Annotated in this window: 20 protein-coding genes; 12 read left to right on the top strand and 8 right to left on the bottom strand. The window is 68.7% G+C overall.

Annotated elements, in window-relative coordinates; all coding sequences use genetic code 11:
• The first annotated feature begins 36 nt into the window (after positions 1 to 36).
• Positions 37 to 519: an Hpt domain-containing protein gene (locus tag JM664_RS09790; protein ID WP_227419716.1), complete on the top strand. Its 483-nt coding sequence runs from the start codon at positions 37 to 39 to the stop codon at positions 517 to 519.
• On the top strand, positions 516 to 1,895 hold the full coding sequence (locus JM664_RS09785) for a sigma-54-dependent transcriptional regulator (RefSeq protein ID WP_227419715.1): 1,380 nt from the start codon (positions 516 to 518) through the stop codon (positions 1,893 to 1,895). Before JM664_RS09790 ends, JM664_RS09785 begins: the two co-directional genes overlap by 4 nt.
• Here the strand turns inward: JM664_RS09785 and JM664_RS09780 are convergent.
• Positions 1,888 to 2,655, bottom strand: coding sequence for an NAD kinase (locus tag JM664_RS09780; RefSeq protein WP_227419714.1), 768 nt, complete (start codon positions 2,653 to 2,655; stop codon positions 1,888 to 1,890). The genes JM664_RS09785 and JM664_RS09780 overlap by 8 nt on opposite strands.
• Before the next feature lie 135 nt (positions 2,656 to 2,790).
• Here JM664_RS09780 and glyA point away from each other — a divergent pair, with 135 nt between their 5' ends.
• From glyA to JM664_RS09765, 3 genes are read left to right on the top strand one after another with little or no spacing between them, the layout of a single operon-like run.
• Positions 2,791 to 4,062, top strand: coding sequence for a serine hydroxymethyltransferase (glyA, locus tag JM664_RS09775; RefSeq protein ID WP_227419713.1), 1,272 nt, complete (start codon positions 2,791 to 2,793; stop codon positions 4,060 to 4,062).
• Positions 4,059 to 4,799: an alpha/beta fold hydrolase gene (locus JM664_RS09770; RefSeq protein WP_227419712.1), complete on the top strand. Its 741-nt coding sequence runs from the start codon at positions 4,059 to 4,061 to the stop codon at positions 4,797 to 4,799. The genes glyA and JM664_RS09770 overlap by 4 nt, the downstream gene beginning before the upstream one ends.
• A gap of 53 nt (positions 4,800 to 4,852) precedes the next feature.
• Positions 4,853 to 4,975, top strand: coding sequence for an entericidin A/B family lipoprotein (locus JM664_RS09765; RefSeq protein ID WP_227419711.1), 123 nt, complete (start codon positions 4,853 to 4,855; stop codon positions 4,973 to 4,975).
• Positions 4,976 to 4,991: 16 nt separating this feature from the next.
• Here JM664_RS09765 and JM664_RS09760 read toward each other — a convergent pair whose 3' ends face one another.
• The gene (locus tag JM664_RS09760; RefSeq protein ID WP_227419710.1) at positions 4,992 to 5,408 is read right to left on the bottom strand and encodes a universal stress protein; all 417 of its coding nucleotides are present in this window, start codon (positions 5,406 to 5,408) and stop codon (positions 4,992 to 4,994) included.
• Positions 5,409 to 5,575: 167 nt separating this feature from the next.
• Here JM664_RS09760 and JM664_RS09755 point away from each other — a divergent pair, with 167 nt between their 5' ends.
• The 7 genes from JM664_RS09755 to JM664_RS09730 all read left to right on the top strand — a co-directional run bounded on the left by JM664_RS09755 (position 5,576) and on the right by JM664_RS09730 (position 9,735).
• The gene (locus JM664_RS09755; RefSeq protein ID WP_227419961.1) at positions 5,576 to 6,283 is read left to right on the top strand and encodes an ABC transporter permease; all 708 of its coding nucleotides are present in this window, start codon (positions 5,576 to 5,578) and stop codon (positions 6,281 to 6,283) included.
• Between the two features lie 19 nt (positions 6,284 to 6,302).
• Complete coding sequence (locus tag JM664_RS09750) at positions 6,303 to 7,031, top strand: ATP-binding cassette domain-containing protein (protein ID WP_227419709.1); 729 nt, start codon at positions 6,303 to 6,305, stop codon at positions 7,029 to 7,031.
• Positions 7,032 to 7,049: 18 nt separating this feature from the next.
• Positions 7,050 to 7,868, top strand: coding sequence for a substrate-binding domain-containing protein (locus tag JM664_RS09745; protein ID WP_227419708.1), 819 nt, complete (start codon positions 7,050 to 7,052; stop codon positions 7,866 to 7,868).
• Positions 7,869 to 8,110: 242 nt separating this feature from the next.
• Positions 8,111 to 8,272, top strand: coding sequence for a hypothetical protein (locus JM664_RS18870; protein WP_319637525.1), 162 nt, complete (start codon positions 8,111 to 8,113; stop codon positions 8,270 to 8,272).
• A 45-nt stretch (positions 8,273 to 8,317) separates the two neighbouring features.
• Positions 8,318 to 8,455, top strand: a complete 138-nt coding sequence (locus tag JM664_RS18865; RefSeq protein ID WP_319637524.1) for a TraR/DksA family transcriptional regulator — start codon at positions 8,318 to 8,320, stop codon at positions 8,453 to 8,455.
• A 48-nt stretch (positions 8,456 to 8,503) separates the two neighbouring features.
• The gene (locus tag JM664_RS09735) at positions 8,504 to 9,460 is read left to right on the top strand and encodes an MFS transporter (RefSeq protein ID WP_227419707.1); all 957 of its coding nucleotides are present in this window, start codon (positions 8,504 to 8,506) and stop codon (positions 9,458 to 9,460) included.
• An 80-nt stretch (positions 9,461 to 9,540) separates the two neighbouring features.
• A complete protein-coding gene (locus JM664_RS09730) occupies positions 9,541 to 9,735 on the top strand; it encodes a hypothetical protein (RefSeq protein WP_227419706.1) in 195 nt (64 codons plus the stop codon).
• 177 nt (positions 9,736 to 9,912) lie between these two features.
• Here the strand turns inward: JM664_RS09730 and JM664_RS09725 are convergent, their stop codons facing one another.
• The 6 genes from JM664_RS09725 to JM664_RS09700 are packed head-to-tail and all read right to left on the bottom strand — an operon-like array spanning position 9,913 to position 15,518.
• Positions 9,913 to 10,893 carry an ABC transporter ATP-binding protein gene (locus JM664_RS09725; RefSeq protein WP_227419705.1) on the bottom strand — a complete coding sequence of 327 codons (981 nt, stop codon included), beginning with the start codon at positions 10,891 to 10,893 and terminating at the stop codon, positions 9,913 to 9,915.
• The gene (locus JM664_RS09720; protein ID WP_227419704.1) at positions 10,890 to 11,903 is read right to left on the bottom strand and encodes an ABC transporter ATP-binding protein; all 1,014 of its coding nucleotides are present in this window, start codon (positions 11,901 to 11,903) and stop codon (positions 10,890 to 10,892) included. Before JM664_RS09720 ends, JM664_RS09725 begins: the two co-directional genes overlap by 4 nt.
• Complete coding sequence (locus JM664_RS09715; RefSeq protein WP_227419703.1) at positions 11,900 to 13,009, bottom strand: mandelate racemase/muconate lactonizing enzyme family protein; 1,110 nt, start codon at positions 13,007 to 13,009, stop codon at positions 11,900 to 11,902. The genes JM664_RS09720 and JM664_RS09715 overlap by 4 nt, the downstream gene beginning before the upstream one ends.
• Complete coding sequence (locus tag JM664_RS09710; RefSeq protein WP_227419702.1) at positions 13,009 to 13,704, bottom strand: aspartate/glutamate racemase family protein; 696 nt, start codon at positions 13,702 to 13,704, stop codon at positions 13,009 to 13,011. Before JM664_RS09710 ends, JM664_RS09715 begins: the two co-directional genes overlap by 1 nt.
• A gap of 10 nt (positions 13,705 to 13,714) precedes the next feature.
• Entirely contained in the window at positions 13,715 to 14,569 is an 855-nt protein-coding gene (locus JM664_RS09705) for an ABC transporter permease (RefSeq protein WP_227419701.1), read from the bottom strand.
• A 4-nt stretch (positions 14,570 to 14,573) separates the two neighbouring features.
• Positions 14,574 to 15,518, bottom strand: coding sequence for an ABC transporter permease (locus JM664_RS09700; RefSeq protein ID WP_227419700.1), 945 nt, complete (start codon positions 15,516 to 15,518; stop codon positions 14,574 to 14,576).
• Positions 15,519 to 15,524 lie beyond the last annotated feature (6 nt).

Below are 15,524 nucleotides of genomic sequence, written 5' to 3'. Positions count from 1 at the left end.
GCAGTGGACGCTGCGGTTCGCAACCTCGGAGACCAGATGCGACGTTTCAGCGACAGTGACGAGGGCCGCCGCGAGCGGCATCAATTCGGCGCTTCCGCCGCGCCCGCGCCGGCGGCCCGTCCAGCGCCACCGTCAGAGTGTCGCCAGCCCGGCAATAGCCCCAACGACATCGACGTCGAGACATTCGCGCGAATGTGCGAGATGATCCCGGAAGGTGAGCGGCGGCGGCTGCGCGATCTCTGCGTCGAGGATCTCGCAAGCGCGCGCGAGGGCCTGCTCGCGGCCGGCGGAGCTTCGGACCGCGCCGCGCTGCAGCGCCACCTTCATGTCCTCGCGGCACTGGGCGAAACCACTGGCGCGGTGCAGATGGGCGCCGAGGCGCGGCTCCTCCAGCGTGCGCTGCGCAGCGGCGCAAGCTTTGGTTTGCCCGAGGCGGCCGATCGTCTTGCGATTCTGGTGACCGCGGCACGGGACTGTTTCGCTGCACTCCGCATAAGCGAGGACGGACGGATCGGATGACGCCGCCAGTTCTGATCGTCGAGGACACGCCGACGCTGCAGGCGCTCTATGCTGGCATCCTGGCCAGCGGCGATTTCACGACGCAGCTCGCGGACACGGCCGAACGCGCGCGCGAGATCTATGCGGCGCAGGCACCGCAGGTGGTGCTGATCGACCTGACCCTGCCCGACGGCGACGGGATCCAGCTGATGAAGGAGCTGCTTTCTTCCAATCACCAGGCGCGCTTCATCGTCATCACCGCGGACGGCTCGGTCGACCGGGCGGTCGAATCGATGCGCTCCGGCGCGAGCGAGTTTCTGGTGAAGCCCTTCGACGATGCGCAGCTCCTCTCGGCAGTGCGTGATGCCCTCCGAAGCGCGCCGGGCCTGAGGAGCTTTCGTGCGGCGCAGGAGAGTGACGGCGCCACGCCACCGGCCAGCTTCATCGGATCCAGTCCCGCCATTCGCCACGTATACGAGATCATCCAGGCCGTCAGCCGCTCGAAGGCGACCGTCTTCATCACCGGCGAGAGCGGCACCGGCAAGGAAATCTGCGCCCGCGCCGTCCACGCCACCTCGTCGCGCGCCGACGGACCCTTCATCCCGATCAACTGCGGTGCCATCTCTCCGGATCATCTGGAGAGCGAAGTCTTCGGCCACCTGAAGGGCTCCTTCCCTGGCGCTCTGGCCGACAAGGAGGGGGCGGCCGCCCTCGCCAATGGCGGCACGCTCTTTCTTGACGGGATCTGCGAGATGGACATGCATCTGCAGGTCAAGCTCCTGCGGTTCCTGCAGACTTCCGAGATCGCGCCGGTTGGCTCGACAACTCCCAGGAAGGTGGACGTCCGTATTGTCGCCGCCACCAACCGCGATCCCCAGGCGATGGTGGCGCAGGGCCGGATGCGCGAAGACCTCTACTACCGCCTGCATGTCGTGCCCATCGCCATGCCGCCGCTCCGCGACCGCGGCGACGACGTGCTGGAGATCGCGGACGCCATGCTGCGACGCTTCAACGCGACCGAGAGCCGGAACTTCCTCGGCCTCACCAGCGAGGTTCGGTCGATCTTCCGGCGCTACGCATGGCCAGGCAACGTGCGTCAGCTCGGCAACGTGCTGTGGAACATCGTGCTGCTGAACGAGGGCCCGTACCTGACCTCCGGGATGCTGCCGCCGCTGCTCCTCGAGGCGACGGAGACGCCGCCTCAGGCACCGCCCCCCTCCCGCGAGGACCCGCTCGAAGGGCTGACGCTGGCCGAGGCCGAGCGGCTACTGATCGAGCGCGCCATCGACCGGGCCGGCGGCTCCGTTCCGCGGGCGGCGCGGGCGCTCGACGTCTCGGCCTCGACGCTCTACCGCAAGCGCGCTCTGTGGCAGGAGGACGAACGCTCGGTCAGGTGAACTGCTCGCGCGTGAGCCGCTCCTCTAGGCCGTGGCCCGGGTCGAACAGGATCCGGTGGCGCACCCGCGGCTCGCTCCGGATCTCGACGGCCAGCACCTTGCGATTCGACCGGCTGTCCGCATCGGCCATCACCGGACGCTTTTCCGCCTCCAGAACCTCGAAGCGCACCCGCGCCGACTTGGGCAGCAACGCGCCCCGCCAGCGTCTCGGACGGAACGCCGCCATCGCCGTCAGCGCCAGCACGTCGGAACCGATCGGCAGGATCGGCCCGTGCGCCGAAAGGTTGTAGGCCGTCGACCCAGCCGGCGTCGCCACCAGCGCCCCGTCGCAGACGAGCTCCTCCATCCGAACCTTGCCGTCGACGATGATCCTGAGCTTCGCCGCCTGGGGGCCGGCGCGCAGCAGGCTGACCTCGTTGATGGCGAGCGCCTCGGTCACCTCGCCATCGACGCCCTCGGCGCGCATCGCGAGCGGGTTGATCACCTCCTCCTCCGCGTCGGCCAGGCGCTCGAGCAGGCCGTCCTCGCTGAACTCGTTCATCAGGAACCCGATGGTGCCGCAGTTCATGCCGTAGGTCGGCGCGTCGAGGTGCATGGTGCCGTGCAGGGTGTGGAGCATGAAGCCGTCGCCGCCCAGCGCGACGATGACGTCCGCCTCGTCCATCGGCACGTCGCCGTAGCGATCGGTCAGGCCCCGCTTGGCCTCCGCCGCGATTTGGGCCTCGCTGGCGGCGAAGGCGATCTTCCGGACCTGCCGCATCCCGTCTCCGTGCCTGGGCGTCCGCCAAGTCATCGCCCGCGCGCCGCACGAGCACAAGGCGGCAGCAGGCGCGACGGCTTCCCGCCGGCCCGCGACTCGGGTAGGAAGCGCTCGACCCCGACGAGGAGACGCGACATGAATGCCCCTTCCCGCGACGACGGCTTCTTCACCGAGGCGCTCTCGGACCGCGACCCGGAGCTTTTCGCCGCGATCGAGGGCGAACTCGGGCGGCAGCGTCACGAGATCGAGCTGATCGCCTCAGAGAACATTGTCAGCCGCGCGGTGCTGGAAGCGCAGGGCTCGGTCCTGACGAACAAGTATGCTGAGGGCTATCCCGGCCGCCGCTACTACGGCGGCTGCGAGTGGGCAGACCGGGCGGAGACGCTGGCGATCGAGCGCGCGAAGCAGCTTTTCGGCTGCGGCTTCGCCAACGTGCAGCCGCATTCGGGCAGCCAGGCGAACCAGGCGGTGTTCAACGCGCTCATCAAGCCGGGCGACACGATCCTCGGGATGAGCCTCGACGCGGGCGGGCATCTGACCCACGGCTCGAAGGCGAACCAGTCGGGCAAGTGGTTCGAGGCGGTCTCCTACGGGGTGCGGCGGCAGGACAACCTCATCGACTACGACCAGATGGCGGAGCAGGCCGAGGCGCACCGGCCGAAGCTGATCATCGCCGGGGGGTCGGCGATCCCGCGGGTGATCGACTTCGCGCGGATGCGGGAGATCGCGGACAGCGTCGATGCGGTGCTGCTGGCCGACGTGGCGCACTTCGCGGGATTGATCGCGGCGGGCGTCTATCCCTCTCCCTTCCCGCACGCCCACGTCGTCACGACGACCACACACAAGACGCTGCGCGGTCCGCGCGGCGGCATGATCCTGACCGACGACGAGGCGATCGCCAAGAAGGTCAACTCGGCCATCTTCCCCGGCATCCAGGGTGGCCCGCTCATGCACGCGATCGCCGCCAAGGCGGTCGCCTTCGGCGAGGCGCTGCGGCCGGAGTTCCGGGTCTATCAGGAGCAGGTGATCCTCAACGCGCAGGCGCTCGCCGACGGCCTGATGTCCAGGGGGCTCGAGATCGTCACCGGCGGCACGGACTGCCACGTCATGCTCGTGGACCTGCGCCCGAAGGGCCGCAAGGGCAACGAGACCGAGGCGGCGCTGGAGCGCGCGAACATCACCTGCAACAAGAACGGCGTGCCGTTCGATCCGGAGAAACCGTCGGTGACGTCGGGCATCCGCCTCGGGTCCCCCGCCGCCACGACGCGGGGCTTCGGCGAGCCGGAGTTCCGGCAGATCGCCGACTGGATCTGCCAGGTCGTCGACGGGCTCGGCGACACGTCGGTGGAGAGCCGGGTGCGCGGCGAGGTCGTGGCGCTCTGCGAACGCTTCCCGATCTACCAGTGAAGCTCGCGGCGCAGACGCAAGGCGCAGGGGCGCCACTGGTCATCGCGCACGGCCTCTTCGGGTCGGGGCGCAATTGGGGCGTGGTGGCGAAGCGTTTGGCGGACATTCGGGAGGTCACGACTGTCGACATGCGCAATCACGGCGACAGCCCGTGGCGCGACGACCACTCCTACGAGGCGATGGCGGACGATCTGGCCGAGGTGGTCGGCGACCGTCCGGCCGACGTGATGGGTCACTCGATGGGCGGCAAGGCGGCGATGGTGCTGGCGCTGCGGCGGCCCGATCTCGTGCGGCGCCTCGTGGTCGTCGACATCGCCGCCGTCGCCTACGAACACAGCCAGATGGAACTGGTGGAGGCAATGCGCGCCACCGACCTCACGGGCATCGAGCGTCGCAGCGAGGCGGCGGAGCGGATGCCGGTGGACGATCCGCAGGTGAAGGCGTTCCTGCTGCAGAGCCTCGATGCGGCGAATCGGTGCTGGAAGCTGAACCTCGACGTCTTCGCCCGCCAAATGGATGCGATCACCGGCTGGCCCGGCACCGACGGTCGCTTCGACGGCCCCGCCCTGCTGATCCGCGGCGAGGCCAGCGACTATGCGCCGGACGAGCGGCTGGAGGAGACGCGGCGGCTCTTCCCCCGGCTTGAGGTCGTGACGGTGCAGGGCGCCGGCCACTGGGTCCATGCCGAGAAGCCGCGCGAGGTAGAGGCGGCGGTTCGGAGCTTCCTCGACACCTGAGCAAGGAACAGCTTGCGCCCCCGTCGCGTTTCCCGCGAAACGGAGGTTGAAAGATGTTCAAGCTGTTGCTGCCCGCTTTCGTCCTGCTCGCCGCCTGCAACACGGTGCAGGGCATGGGCCAGGACGTCGAAGTCGCCGGCGAGACGGTCCAGCGCGAGGTCGCCCAGGCACGTTGATCGCGCCGCCGCCTGACTAGCGGACGACGAACACCGAGCATGGCGCGTGCGAGGCGACATCGCCCGCATGGGACTGGAAGATATGCTCGGCAAGACCGGGCATGTGGCTCGCCATGACGATCAGATCGGCGCCCATTTCCTTTGCGGCGCCGATCAGCAGGCGATCGAGCTCGACAGCGGCGTCATGTGCGGTGATCGCGTGCGAGTCGGTCGTAATTCCATGAGCGGACGCCTGATCCCGCGCGAACGCCGCCAACTTCTCGGCATACTCCCTTGGCGAATGGGCCACGCTGCTCGGCGTTTCCGCGGTCACGCCGACGTAGACGAGGCTCGCCCCGCCCATGTCCGCCGCCAGTCGTGCCGCCACATCGAGCGCCTTGTCCAGCTTGTCCGCGTGGGCGAGGTCCACCGGGACCATGATCCGCTTGTACATGTCGCGCCTCCGTTAGGTCGACCAAGGCTAGCGTGGCGCGGTGGCCGGGCGCAACTCGCGCCGGCCTTGGCAGACGAGGACGTCGGCCAAGCAGCGGGTCATGCATCTTGTCTCCGGCTCCATGAGGTTTACGCTTCTTCAGGTAATCATGCGCAGAAGGGGAAATCCTGCAGGATCTGGGCGAAGCTTTCCTCGTCGCGCTGCGCCTCGTCCTCTCGGGCGACGCCGATCTGATGGAGATCGTGGTGCTCTCGCTCCGCGTGAGCCTGACGGCGACGGCACTCGCGTGCCTGATCGGCCTGCCGCTCGGGGCACTGCTCGCAGTCGCGCGGTTTCGCGGAAGGAACGCGCTCCTGGTGCTGGTCAACGCGCTGATGGGGCTGCCGCCGGTGGTGGTCGGCCTGCTGGTCTACCTCCACCTCTCCAGGTCCGGCCCGCTCGGTTTCCTCGGTCTGCTTTACACGCCGACGGCGATGATCGTCGCACAAACGATCCTCATCACGCCGATCGTCGTCGCGCTTTCGCGGCAGGTGCTCGATGACCTGCACGCCGAATACGCCGAGCAGTTCCGGTCGCTTTGTCTCGGACGCGGGCAGGCCGTCTTCGCACTGATCTGGGACGGCCGATACTCGCTGATGACGGTCGGACTCGCCGGCTTCGGTCGCGCCGTGGCCGAGGTCGGCGCCGTCATCGTGGTCGGCGGCAACATCGACCACCTGACCCGGGTGATGACCACGGCGATCGCGCTCGAGACCTCCAAGGGAGACCTTCCCCTCGCCCTCGGGCTTGGCTTGATCCTGATGACGCTGGCGCTTGCGGTCAACGCGATGGTGCACGGCCTGCGCGTCACTGCCGTGCGATACGCGCATGCATGAGGCGCGGATCGGGACCGCAATGCCCGTCGCTGCACGGGCGCCGGCGCTCATGCCGCTCGAGGTGCGCGGGCTGGCCTACGAGGCAGGCGGCGCGGCGCTGGTCGACGGGATCGACCTGACGCTCACGGCCGGAGAGATCACCATCGTTCTGGGCGCTAACGGCGCAGGCAAGAGCCTGCTCCTGCGCCTGCTGCACGGCCTGATCCCGGCTTCGCGCGGCGAGATGCTGTGGAACGGCTCGCCACTGGACCGAATGGTGCGCGCGCGGCAGGCGATGGTGTTCCAGAAGCCGGTCCTCCTCCGCCGTTCTGTCGCCGCAAACATCGACTTCGTGCTCGCCGCGCGGGGCGGCCGGGACGCGGCGCGCCGGGACGCGCTGCTCCACGAGGTCGGGCTGTCGGACCATGCGGGGCAGCCTGCGCGCCTGCTCTCCGGCGGAGAGCAGCAGCGGCTGGCGCTTGCGCGCGCGCTCGCCACGCGACCCGAAGTGCTGTTCCTCGACGAGCCGACAGCCAGCCTCGACCCGGCCTCGATCGTCAAGATCGAGCAGATGGTCGCCGCGGCGCATGGCGTCGGCACCAAGATCGTGTTTGTCACACAAGACCTCGGGCAGGCGCGCCGACTGGCGGGCGATGTGGTGTTCCTGTCCCGCGGCCGCGTCGCCGAACACAGTCCGGCGGAAGAGTTCTTCGCAGAGCCGGCATCCGAGGCAGCACGCGACTACATCTCCGGCCGCATCGTCATCTGAAGGACCGTGGGGAGAGACATGAAACGAGCAGTCGCGTTCTGGGCCCTTACCCTGGCGCTGGGCACGATCGGCAGCGCGTATGGCCAAGGGGCGTCGATCCTGGTCCAGTCGACGACCTCGACCGCCAACTCGGGGCTCTACGATCACCTGCTGCCGGAATTCGAGCGCGAGGAGGGAATCCGCGTCGACGTGGTGGCCGTCGGCACGGGTCAGGCGATCCGCAACGCGCGCAACTGCGACGGCGACGTCCTGCTGGTCCACGCGAAGGACCAGGAAGTGGCGTTCGTAGCCGACGGCATGGGTGTTGAGCGCTTCGACCTCATGTACAACGATTTCGTCCTCGTCGGGCCGGTGTCCGACCCGGCGGGCATCTCCGGCATGGCCGATGCGCAGGAGGCCCTGAAGCGCGTCGCCGAGGCCGAGAAGCCCTTCGCCTCGCGCGGCGACGCCTCCGGCACTCACAGCGCGGAGATGGCGCTCTGGGCCGACGCCGGCGTCAACCCCATGGCTGCCTCGGGCGCCTGGTATCGCGAAACCGGCTCGGGCATGGGGGCCACGCTGAACACGGCGGTCGGCATGGAGGCCTACGCCCTGACCGACCGCGCCACCTGGGTCAGCTTCGCGAACAAGGCCGACTTCGAGATACTGGTCGAGGGCGACGAGGACCTCGTCAATCAGTATGGCGTGATCCTTGTGAATCCCAGGCGCTGCCCCAGCGTCGACGCGGCGGCGGGACAGGCGTTCGTTGACTGGCTCCTCTCCGAGGACGGGCAGAGCGTCATCGCCGAATTCCGCGTGGACGGGCAGCAGCTCTTCTTCCCCAACGCGCAGGACTGAGGCGCCATCGCCGCTTGTCGGTCGCGGCGAGGAGGTTCGGCTTCACGCTGCGACGCCCGCGGGCTACGACGCAGGGCGCGTCGGTGTCGTCCGCTGGAACGCGCCAGGCGCCTGACACGAGGCTTCACCGGCCGGGGTGACGCGCGCGCAATGGACACGCGCTGCGGTCATCTGGAGAATGAACAGATGACCGACAGCATCATCTCCCTGGTCTCGCTCCGGAACCGTCGGGTGGCTTCGTGATGGAGCCGTCCGACCGGGCGCTCCGCGAAAGGTACGAGCCGCGGCTGCGCGAGGAGCTGGCGGAGATCCGCCGCGCGTCGAGCGCGTCGAGCGGGGACCGCCGCCCGGTGGAGCTCGACCAGCAGAGCGTCGGCCGCCTCTCGCGCATGGATGCCCTGTAGGGTCAGGCGATGGCGGCGGGCGTGGAGGCGCGCCGGCACGCCCGCATGCGCGCGATCGAAGGCGCCCTCACCCGACTTGAGCACGGTGAGTTCGGCTTCTGCGTCGCGTGCGGCGACCACATCGGAGAAAAGCGGCTTGACCTCGACCCGACGGTGACGCGATGCGTCTCGTGCCTCTCCTAGGCACTCCTCCCGCACGTCCCGCCGTTCCCGTCACCCGAGTCCTCGCCGATGCTGCTGTTCCTTCGTGACAATCTGCGCTGGCTCTCCGCCGGCTTCCTGCTGACCTTCGCGTCGGGCTTCGGGCAGACGTGGTTCATCTCGCTCTTCGCCGGCTTCATCAAGGACGAGCACGGGCTGACCGACGGGTCCTGGGGCGGCCTCTACACCATCGCCACGCTCAGCGCCGCCGCGCTGATGTTCTGGCGCGGCTCGATGGCCGACAGCGTCAGGATCGAGCGACTCGCCCCCGCGACGGCGCTTGTCTTCGCCGCAGCGGCGATGGCGATGGCCTTCGTGCAGTCGCTCTGGCTGCTCGGCATCACGATCTTCCTGCTGCGCTTCTGCGGCCAGGGCATGTTCACCCACATCGCCATGACGGCGATGGGGCGCTGGTTCCACGCGCGTCGCGGACGGGCCGTGTCGATCACCAATCTCGGTCACCCGGCCGGCGAGATCCTGGTCCCGCTCCTCGCCGTTCTCGCCATAGGCACGATCGGGTGGCACGCCACCTGGGCCGCAGTGGCCGCAATCCTCGCCTTGATCATCGTGCCGCTCCTGCTCTGGATGCTCTCGCAGGACCGCACGGCGCGCGGGGCGACAGGCGCGAGCGAGCTGCCCGGCCTCTCGGGACGCCATTGGGGCCGTCGGGAGGCGGCGCGGCATTGGCTGCTTCCGGCGCTGCTCCCGATCATCCTGACGCCCGGCTTCATCGGGACGGTGGTCTTCTTCCACCAGGTGCACGTCGCCGAGACCAAGGGCTGGGCGCTGGCCGCCATGGCGCCGGGCTATACGGCCTTCGCCGTCTCCGCCGTCGTCGCGGCGCTCGCTGCGGGCTGGGCGGCCGACCGCTTCGGCGCGCACCGGCTGCTGCCGGCGCTCCTCGTCCCGATGGGGATCGGCGTCGCGATCATCGGCCCGGCGGAGCAGGTCTGGGGTGGTATCTGGCGCTCGGTTTCATCGGCCTGACGCAGGGCACGGCGAGCGCGCTCTGGGGCGTCATCCTGCCGGTCGTCTACGGCACGCGGCACCTCGGCTCGGTTCGTTCCTTGGTCACGACCGTCATGGTCATCTCGACCGCCATCGGACCGGGCATCACCGGCATCCTGATCGACTGGGGCATCGATTTCCCGGCGCAGAGCCTCGTCATGGGACTCTGGTGCATCGGCCTCAGCGTGTTCTGCCACATCGTGCAGCGGCGCCTCGCGCGCGAGCTGCTGCAGCCAATGCCGCTGGCCTCCTGACCTGGCAAGGCGGCGCGACCCGAACGGCCGGACCGCCAAGACGCCTCCTGCGCAAGGAGCTTTCGGACGTCGATCACGTCCGGCCCCGCGGTCGGCGACATCATCGGCAGCTCGCGCACCTTGTCGTCCCACGTGACCCTGGCGGTCGCGGTCGTGGCGTCCGGACCCGGAACGACCCTACCTTCGAATGCAGGCCTTGAGATGGCCCGGCGCCGTCTCCTCGAGCGGGGGGATCACCTCGGCGCATTCGGTCGTCGCGATCGGGCACCGGGTCCGGAAGACGCAGCCGCTGGGCGGGTGGATCGGGCTCGGAATCTCGCCCTTGAGCAGGGTCCGGCTGCGACGTGCCTTGGGGTCGGGTCGCGGCACCGCTTCGAGGAGCGCCTGCGTGTAGGGGTGAACCGGGTTGGAGTAGAGGGCGCGCGCTGGCGCCACCTCCATGATGCGGCCGAGATACATCACGATCACCCGGTCAGCGATGTACTCAACCACGCCGAGGTCGTGGGCGACCATCAGCATGGCGAGGTCGAGCTCGCGCTGCAGATCGCGAAGCAGATTGAGCACCTGCGCCTGCACCGACACGTCGAGTGCAGAGACCGGCTCATCTGCCAGCACGAAATCGGGCCCGACGGCAAGTGCGCGGGCGATGCCGATGCGCTGGCGCTGGCCGCCGGAGAACTCGTGCGGGTAGCGCGACAGATGCGCGGCACCGAGGCCGGTCTTCTCGAGAAGATCGACAATGAGGTCGCGGCGCTCCGCCCGGTTCCGCGCTAGCCGGTGGGTGTCGAGCGCCTCGCCGATGATGCGTTCGGCGGTAAAGCGCGGGTTGAGGCTGCCGAACGGATCCTGGAACACGATCTGCATCCGGCGCCGGTAGGGGCGCAGCTGGCGGGCGGAAAGCGCGGTGATGCTGACGCCGTCGAAGCGAACCTCGCCTGAGGTCGGCTCGATCAGGCGCAGGATCGAGCGGCCGAGCGTGGTCTTGCCCGACCCCGACTCGCCCACCAGCCCGACGACTTCGCCGCGGCCCACATCGAGGCTCGCGTCCTGCACAGCCTTTACCGTCTCGCGGGTCCGCGAGAACGGGCTGCCCTTGACCGGAAAGAGCTTGCTGAGGTTCCGTACCTGCAGGAGCGGTTCGCTCGCCGCCCCGGTCATGCCGGCACCTCGCGCGGAGCCTCGATCTCGCGCCACCTCACGCAGCGGACATGGTGATCTTGGGCCACCCGCTCGAGCTCCGGCACGGAGCGGCGGCAGATTTCGGCGGCATGGGGACAGCGCGGATGGAAGCTGCAACCCTTCGGCAATCGCGAAGGCGACGGGATGCTTCCGGGGATCGCGTATAGCGGTTCCTGCTCATCCGCGAAGCGATCAACCCGCGGAACCGAGCGCAGGAGCCCCTGGGTGTAGGGCATGCGCGGCTGCTCGAAGATCGCCTCGACGGGTGCGTCCTCGACCGCGCGGCCCGCGTACATGACGACCACGCGGTCGGCGATCTCGGCAACGACGCCGAGGTCATGGGTGATGAAGAGGATCGACATCCCGATCTGCTGCTGCAGCGTCCGCATCAGCTCGAGGATCTGCGCCTGGATGGTGACGTCGAGCGCGGTCGTCGGTTCATCGGCTATCAGCAGCTTTGGATTGCAGCAAAGCGCCATGGCGATCATCACCCGCTGCCGCATCCCGCCAGACATCTCGTGCGGGAAGACGTGGACGCGCTTGGCGGCCTCCGGGATGCCGACAAGATCCAGCATCTCGGCGGCGCGCCGCAGCGCAACTTTCGGAGAGGCGTCCTGATGAAGGCGCACCGCCTCGGCAATCTGCTCCCCCACGGTGTAGACGGGGTTGAGGCTCGTCATCGGCTCCTGAAAGATCATCGCGATCTCGTTGCCGCGGATGGCGCGCATCTCGGCCTCGGACTTGGCGAGGAGGTCCTCGCCCTCAAAGACGATCTCATCGGCGGCGACGCGACCCGACGCAGGGTCGAGCAGGCGCATGATGGAGAGGCTCGCCACCGACTTGCCGGAGCCCGACTCGCCGACGAGCGCGAGCGTCTCGCCTCGTCGAATATCGATGCTGAGGCCGTCGACGGCACAGACGGTCTCCTCCTCGCCCACGAAATGAGTGCGCAGGTTCCGCACCGAAAGCAGGGGCGGCGCCTCGTTCATGCCGGAACGCCGGCCGCTGCGTCAGCGCGGAAGAGCGATGCGGGGATGGAAACGCCGAGGCCCGGCCCGTCGGGCAACCGCGCATAGCCGTCGGCAACCTCGATCTCGTCGGCGCCGTCAAGCCTGACCGAGGAGACCCCTGCCCCGACCTCGGCCGCGAAGGGAAACGCTCTGGAACCGGCGGCTAGGTGAAGGTTCGCGGCCACGCCGAGCGCGGTCTCATAGGGACTGACGGCGACGCAGGTCAGGCCCGCTGCCTCGGCGATGGCGACAACCTTGCGGGCCTGGTGTAGCCCGCCGAGCTTGATGAGCTTCACGATCAGCACATCGACCGCCTCAGCGACGACGAGACCCAGCGCGTCGGACACGCCAAAGAGGCTCTCATCCGCCGCGATCGGCGTGCCGAACTGCCGGAGCTGCGCGAGACCCCGCCAGTCCCACCCGCGCAACGGCTGCTCGAGGTACTGCAGCCGGCAATCCGCGACCGCGCGGAGGAAACGTTGCGCCTCGGGGAGGGTGAAGCCCGCATTGGCGTCGGCACGGATCTGGAGCTCGGCAGGAAATCGTTCGCGCAGCATGCGGATGACGGCGATGTCGCGGTCGATGTTCGCGCCTACCTTGAACTTGACGGTGCGGATGCCGCGGTCCCACAGGGCACGCACGCGCGCCTCCACCTCGCCGGGCTCCTCGATGCCGACGGCCCCGCCGACGGGGATGCGGTCGCGCAGCTTGCCTCCCAGGAAGGCATGCACCGGCAGGCCGGCGATGCGGCCCTGGAGGTCGTGGATCGCGTTGATGAGGGCCGCCTTCGATGCATGGTGCTCGGGCAGCGCCCGCTCCAGCGCCAGGTGGGCGGCTTCCATGTCGAACGGGTCGATGCCCCTCAGAGCGGGGCCGAAGACCTCGCGGGTGACTGAGGCCATCTCCTGCGCGCGCTCGCCGCTGAAATGCGGCAGGGGCGAGCCTTCGCCATGACCGATCGCACCGTTCGAATCCTCCACCGCTACGAAGAGGTGGCGCCGGCGCGTCACGTTCGAGCCGTACGAGGTTTTGAGCGTCTCGTTCTCGAGCTCGGCAACCGCGATCCTGACCGAACGGATCGCCATCAGGCGGCTCCGAGCTTGACGGGCTGGGGGAAGGTGACGGCGCTGTGGGTCAGGCCGGCGCCCACCAACATCTCGGCGGCGCGAAGCGAGAGGCGGACGGAATTCACCACCGGAACGCCGATCCGGGGGGCGATCTCGTCCGCGAGGAGCGACATGCTGGCGCAGGCGCAAACGATCGCGTCGGCGCCGTCCTCGTTGACGCAGCGGCGGCCGAGCGCGATCAGGTCGGCGACGGTCTTCGGGTCGCGGTCGCGGATCCTCTCGACCGGTACACCGAACGAGCGGATGGACGCGACGAAGGGATGCATACCCGTCCTGTGGATCTGCTCGCGCACGATCGGAACCGTCTCGGGCAGCGGCGACAGCACCGAGAAGTGCTGCCCGATCATGCGGGCCGTCAGGAGCGCCGTTTCGCCCGGCGCGATCACCGGGATGCGCACCCGCTCCCGAGCGGCTTCCACGCCGGGGTCGCCGAAACAGCCGGTGATGACCGCGTCGAACCCGCGCCGCTCGGCCTCGATCGCACGTTCGATCACCCAGACCGCGAGCTCGATCTCCTCGCCGCGGCTCTCGATGCTGGAGGGTCGCTTCGCCGTGCCCGCGAAGTCGGCCATGTTGTCGAGTTCGACGCCCGGGCTGGCCAGCCCCTGGAGGTAGGACATCCGTTCGTTCGTTCCGAGGAAGCAGATACGCATGCGCGTCTCCCTATTTGCGAGGATCGGTGGCGTCGCGCAGTGCGTCGCCGATGCTGTTGAATGCCAGCACGCAGATGAAGATGAGCGCGCCGGGGTAGACTGTCAGGATCGGGGTCTGGAAGATGTAGCCGCGCGCGTCGGCCAGCATGTTGCCCCACGAGGGCATCGGCGGGCGGACGCCGAAGCCGAGATAGCTGAGCGCCGACTCGACGATGATTGCCTCGGCGATGCCGAGTGTCGCCGCGACGATGATCGAGGGCGTCGATTGCGGCAGGATGTGGCGGAAGAGGATCGTCAGCCGTCCGACGCCGAGCGCCTTGGCGGCCTCGACGTACTGGTTCTCGCGGATCGCGGTGATCTCGCCGCGGACGATCCGCGCCACCGGCATCCAGGTTGTCGCGGCGATCGTCAGGATGAGGATCGGCAGCGACGAGCCGAAGAGCGCCAGCGTCGTGAGCAGGAAGAAGAACAGCGGGATCGACAGCATTCCGTCGATGAGACGGCTGACGATCGAATCGATCCAGCCGCCGAAGTACCCCGCCAGCCCGCCGAGGGTCGCACCGATGGCGATCGCGCCGGTGACGCTGGCTAGGCCCACGGCGAGCGACACCCGCCCGCCGTAGATGAGCCGGCTGAGCACGTCGCGACCGTTTTCGTCGGTGCCGAGCCAATGCTCCGCGGATGGACCCGAGAGCATGTTGAACATGTCCATCCGGGCCGGATCGTACGGTGCGATCCACGGCGCGAGGATGGCGACGACGATCATCAGGCCGAGGATCGTGACGGAGACGACGGCGCCGGGTTTGCGCCAGAAGCTGCGCCAGCTTCGGGCGAAGGGCGAACGCGACCTGGGCGCCGCGGGCAAGAGCTCATCCGTAGCGGACACGGGGATCCAACTTTGCGTAGAGGAGGTCGACGATCAGGTTCGAGATGATCACCGTCACGGAGACGACGAGCGTGATCCCCATGATCGTGGGATAATCCTGGTTGTAGGCCGCCGAGACTGCGAGCCGCCCCATGCCAGGCCAAGTGAACACCGTCTCGGTCACCGCAGCTCCGCCGATCAGACGTGGCACGAGAAGGCCGAGGAGCGTCACGACCGGGATCAGAGCGGTTCGGAAGGCATGCCGGATGATGACCGCGCGCTCAGCGACCCCCTTGGCGCGCGCGGTCCGCACGTAGTCCTGCCGCAACACGCCGATCATCGCCGAGCGCGTGTAGCGGACAAGCTCGGCCATGAGCGAGGTGGAGAGCGCGATCACCGGCAAGATGAGGTGGAGCGCGACGTCGATGACCGAACCCTGCCCCGGCGTGAACATGCCGCCGGCGGGCAGCCAGCGCAGCAGCACGGCGAAGAGGATGATGAGCATCAGCCCGTACCAGAACACCGGCAGCGACAGTCCGAAGAAGCTGACCGTGGTCAGGACGCGGTCGATCCAGCTGTTGCGGCGCACCGCCGCGACGATGCCGAGCGGAATGGCCACGGCGACCGCGACGAGGAGCGATGCCCCAGAAAGGAGCAAAGTCGCCGGCAGCGCATCGGCGATGAGCTCGCCCACCGGACGGCCGACACCCAGGCTGACGCCGAGGTTCCCCTGCAGGACCTGGCCGAGCCAGCGGAGGTACTGTTCCCAGACCGGCCGATCCAGACCGTAGATCGCGCGCAGTCGCTCGGTGTCCTCCGGGGTCATGTTCGGGTCGATGAGGATGCTCGGCCCTCCGGGGGCCGAGCTGATGAGCACGAACGTCGCCAGCGTGATCAGCATGAGCAGCGCCAGAGACTCCAGCAGCCTCCGGATTGCGTAGTGGATCACCGGCGC

It is taken from the genome of Roseitranquillus sediminis (assembly GCF_016918935.1).
In the GTDB taxonomy this organism is placed as follows: Bacteria; Pseudomonadota; Alphaproteobacteria; order Rhodobacterales; family Rhodobacteraceae; genus Roseitranquillus; species Roseitranquillus sediminis.
The sequence above is the reverse complement of the archived record's forward strand: the minus strand, read 5'-3'. Positions and strand labels throughout refer to the sequence as shown.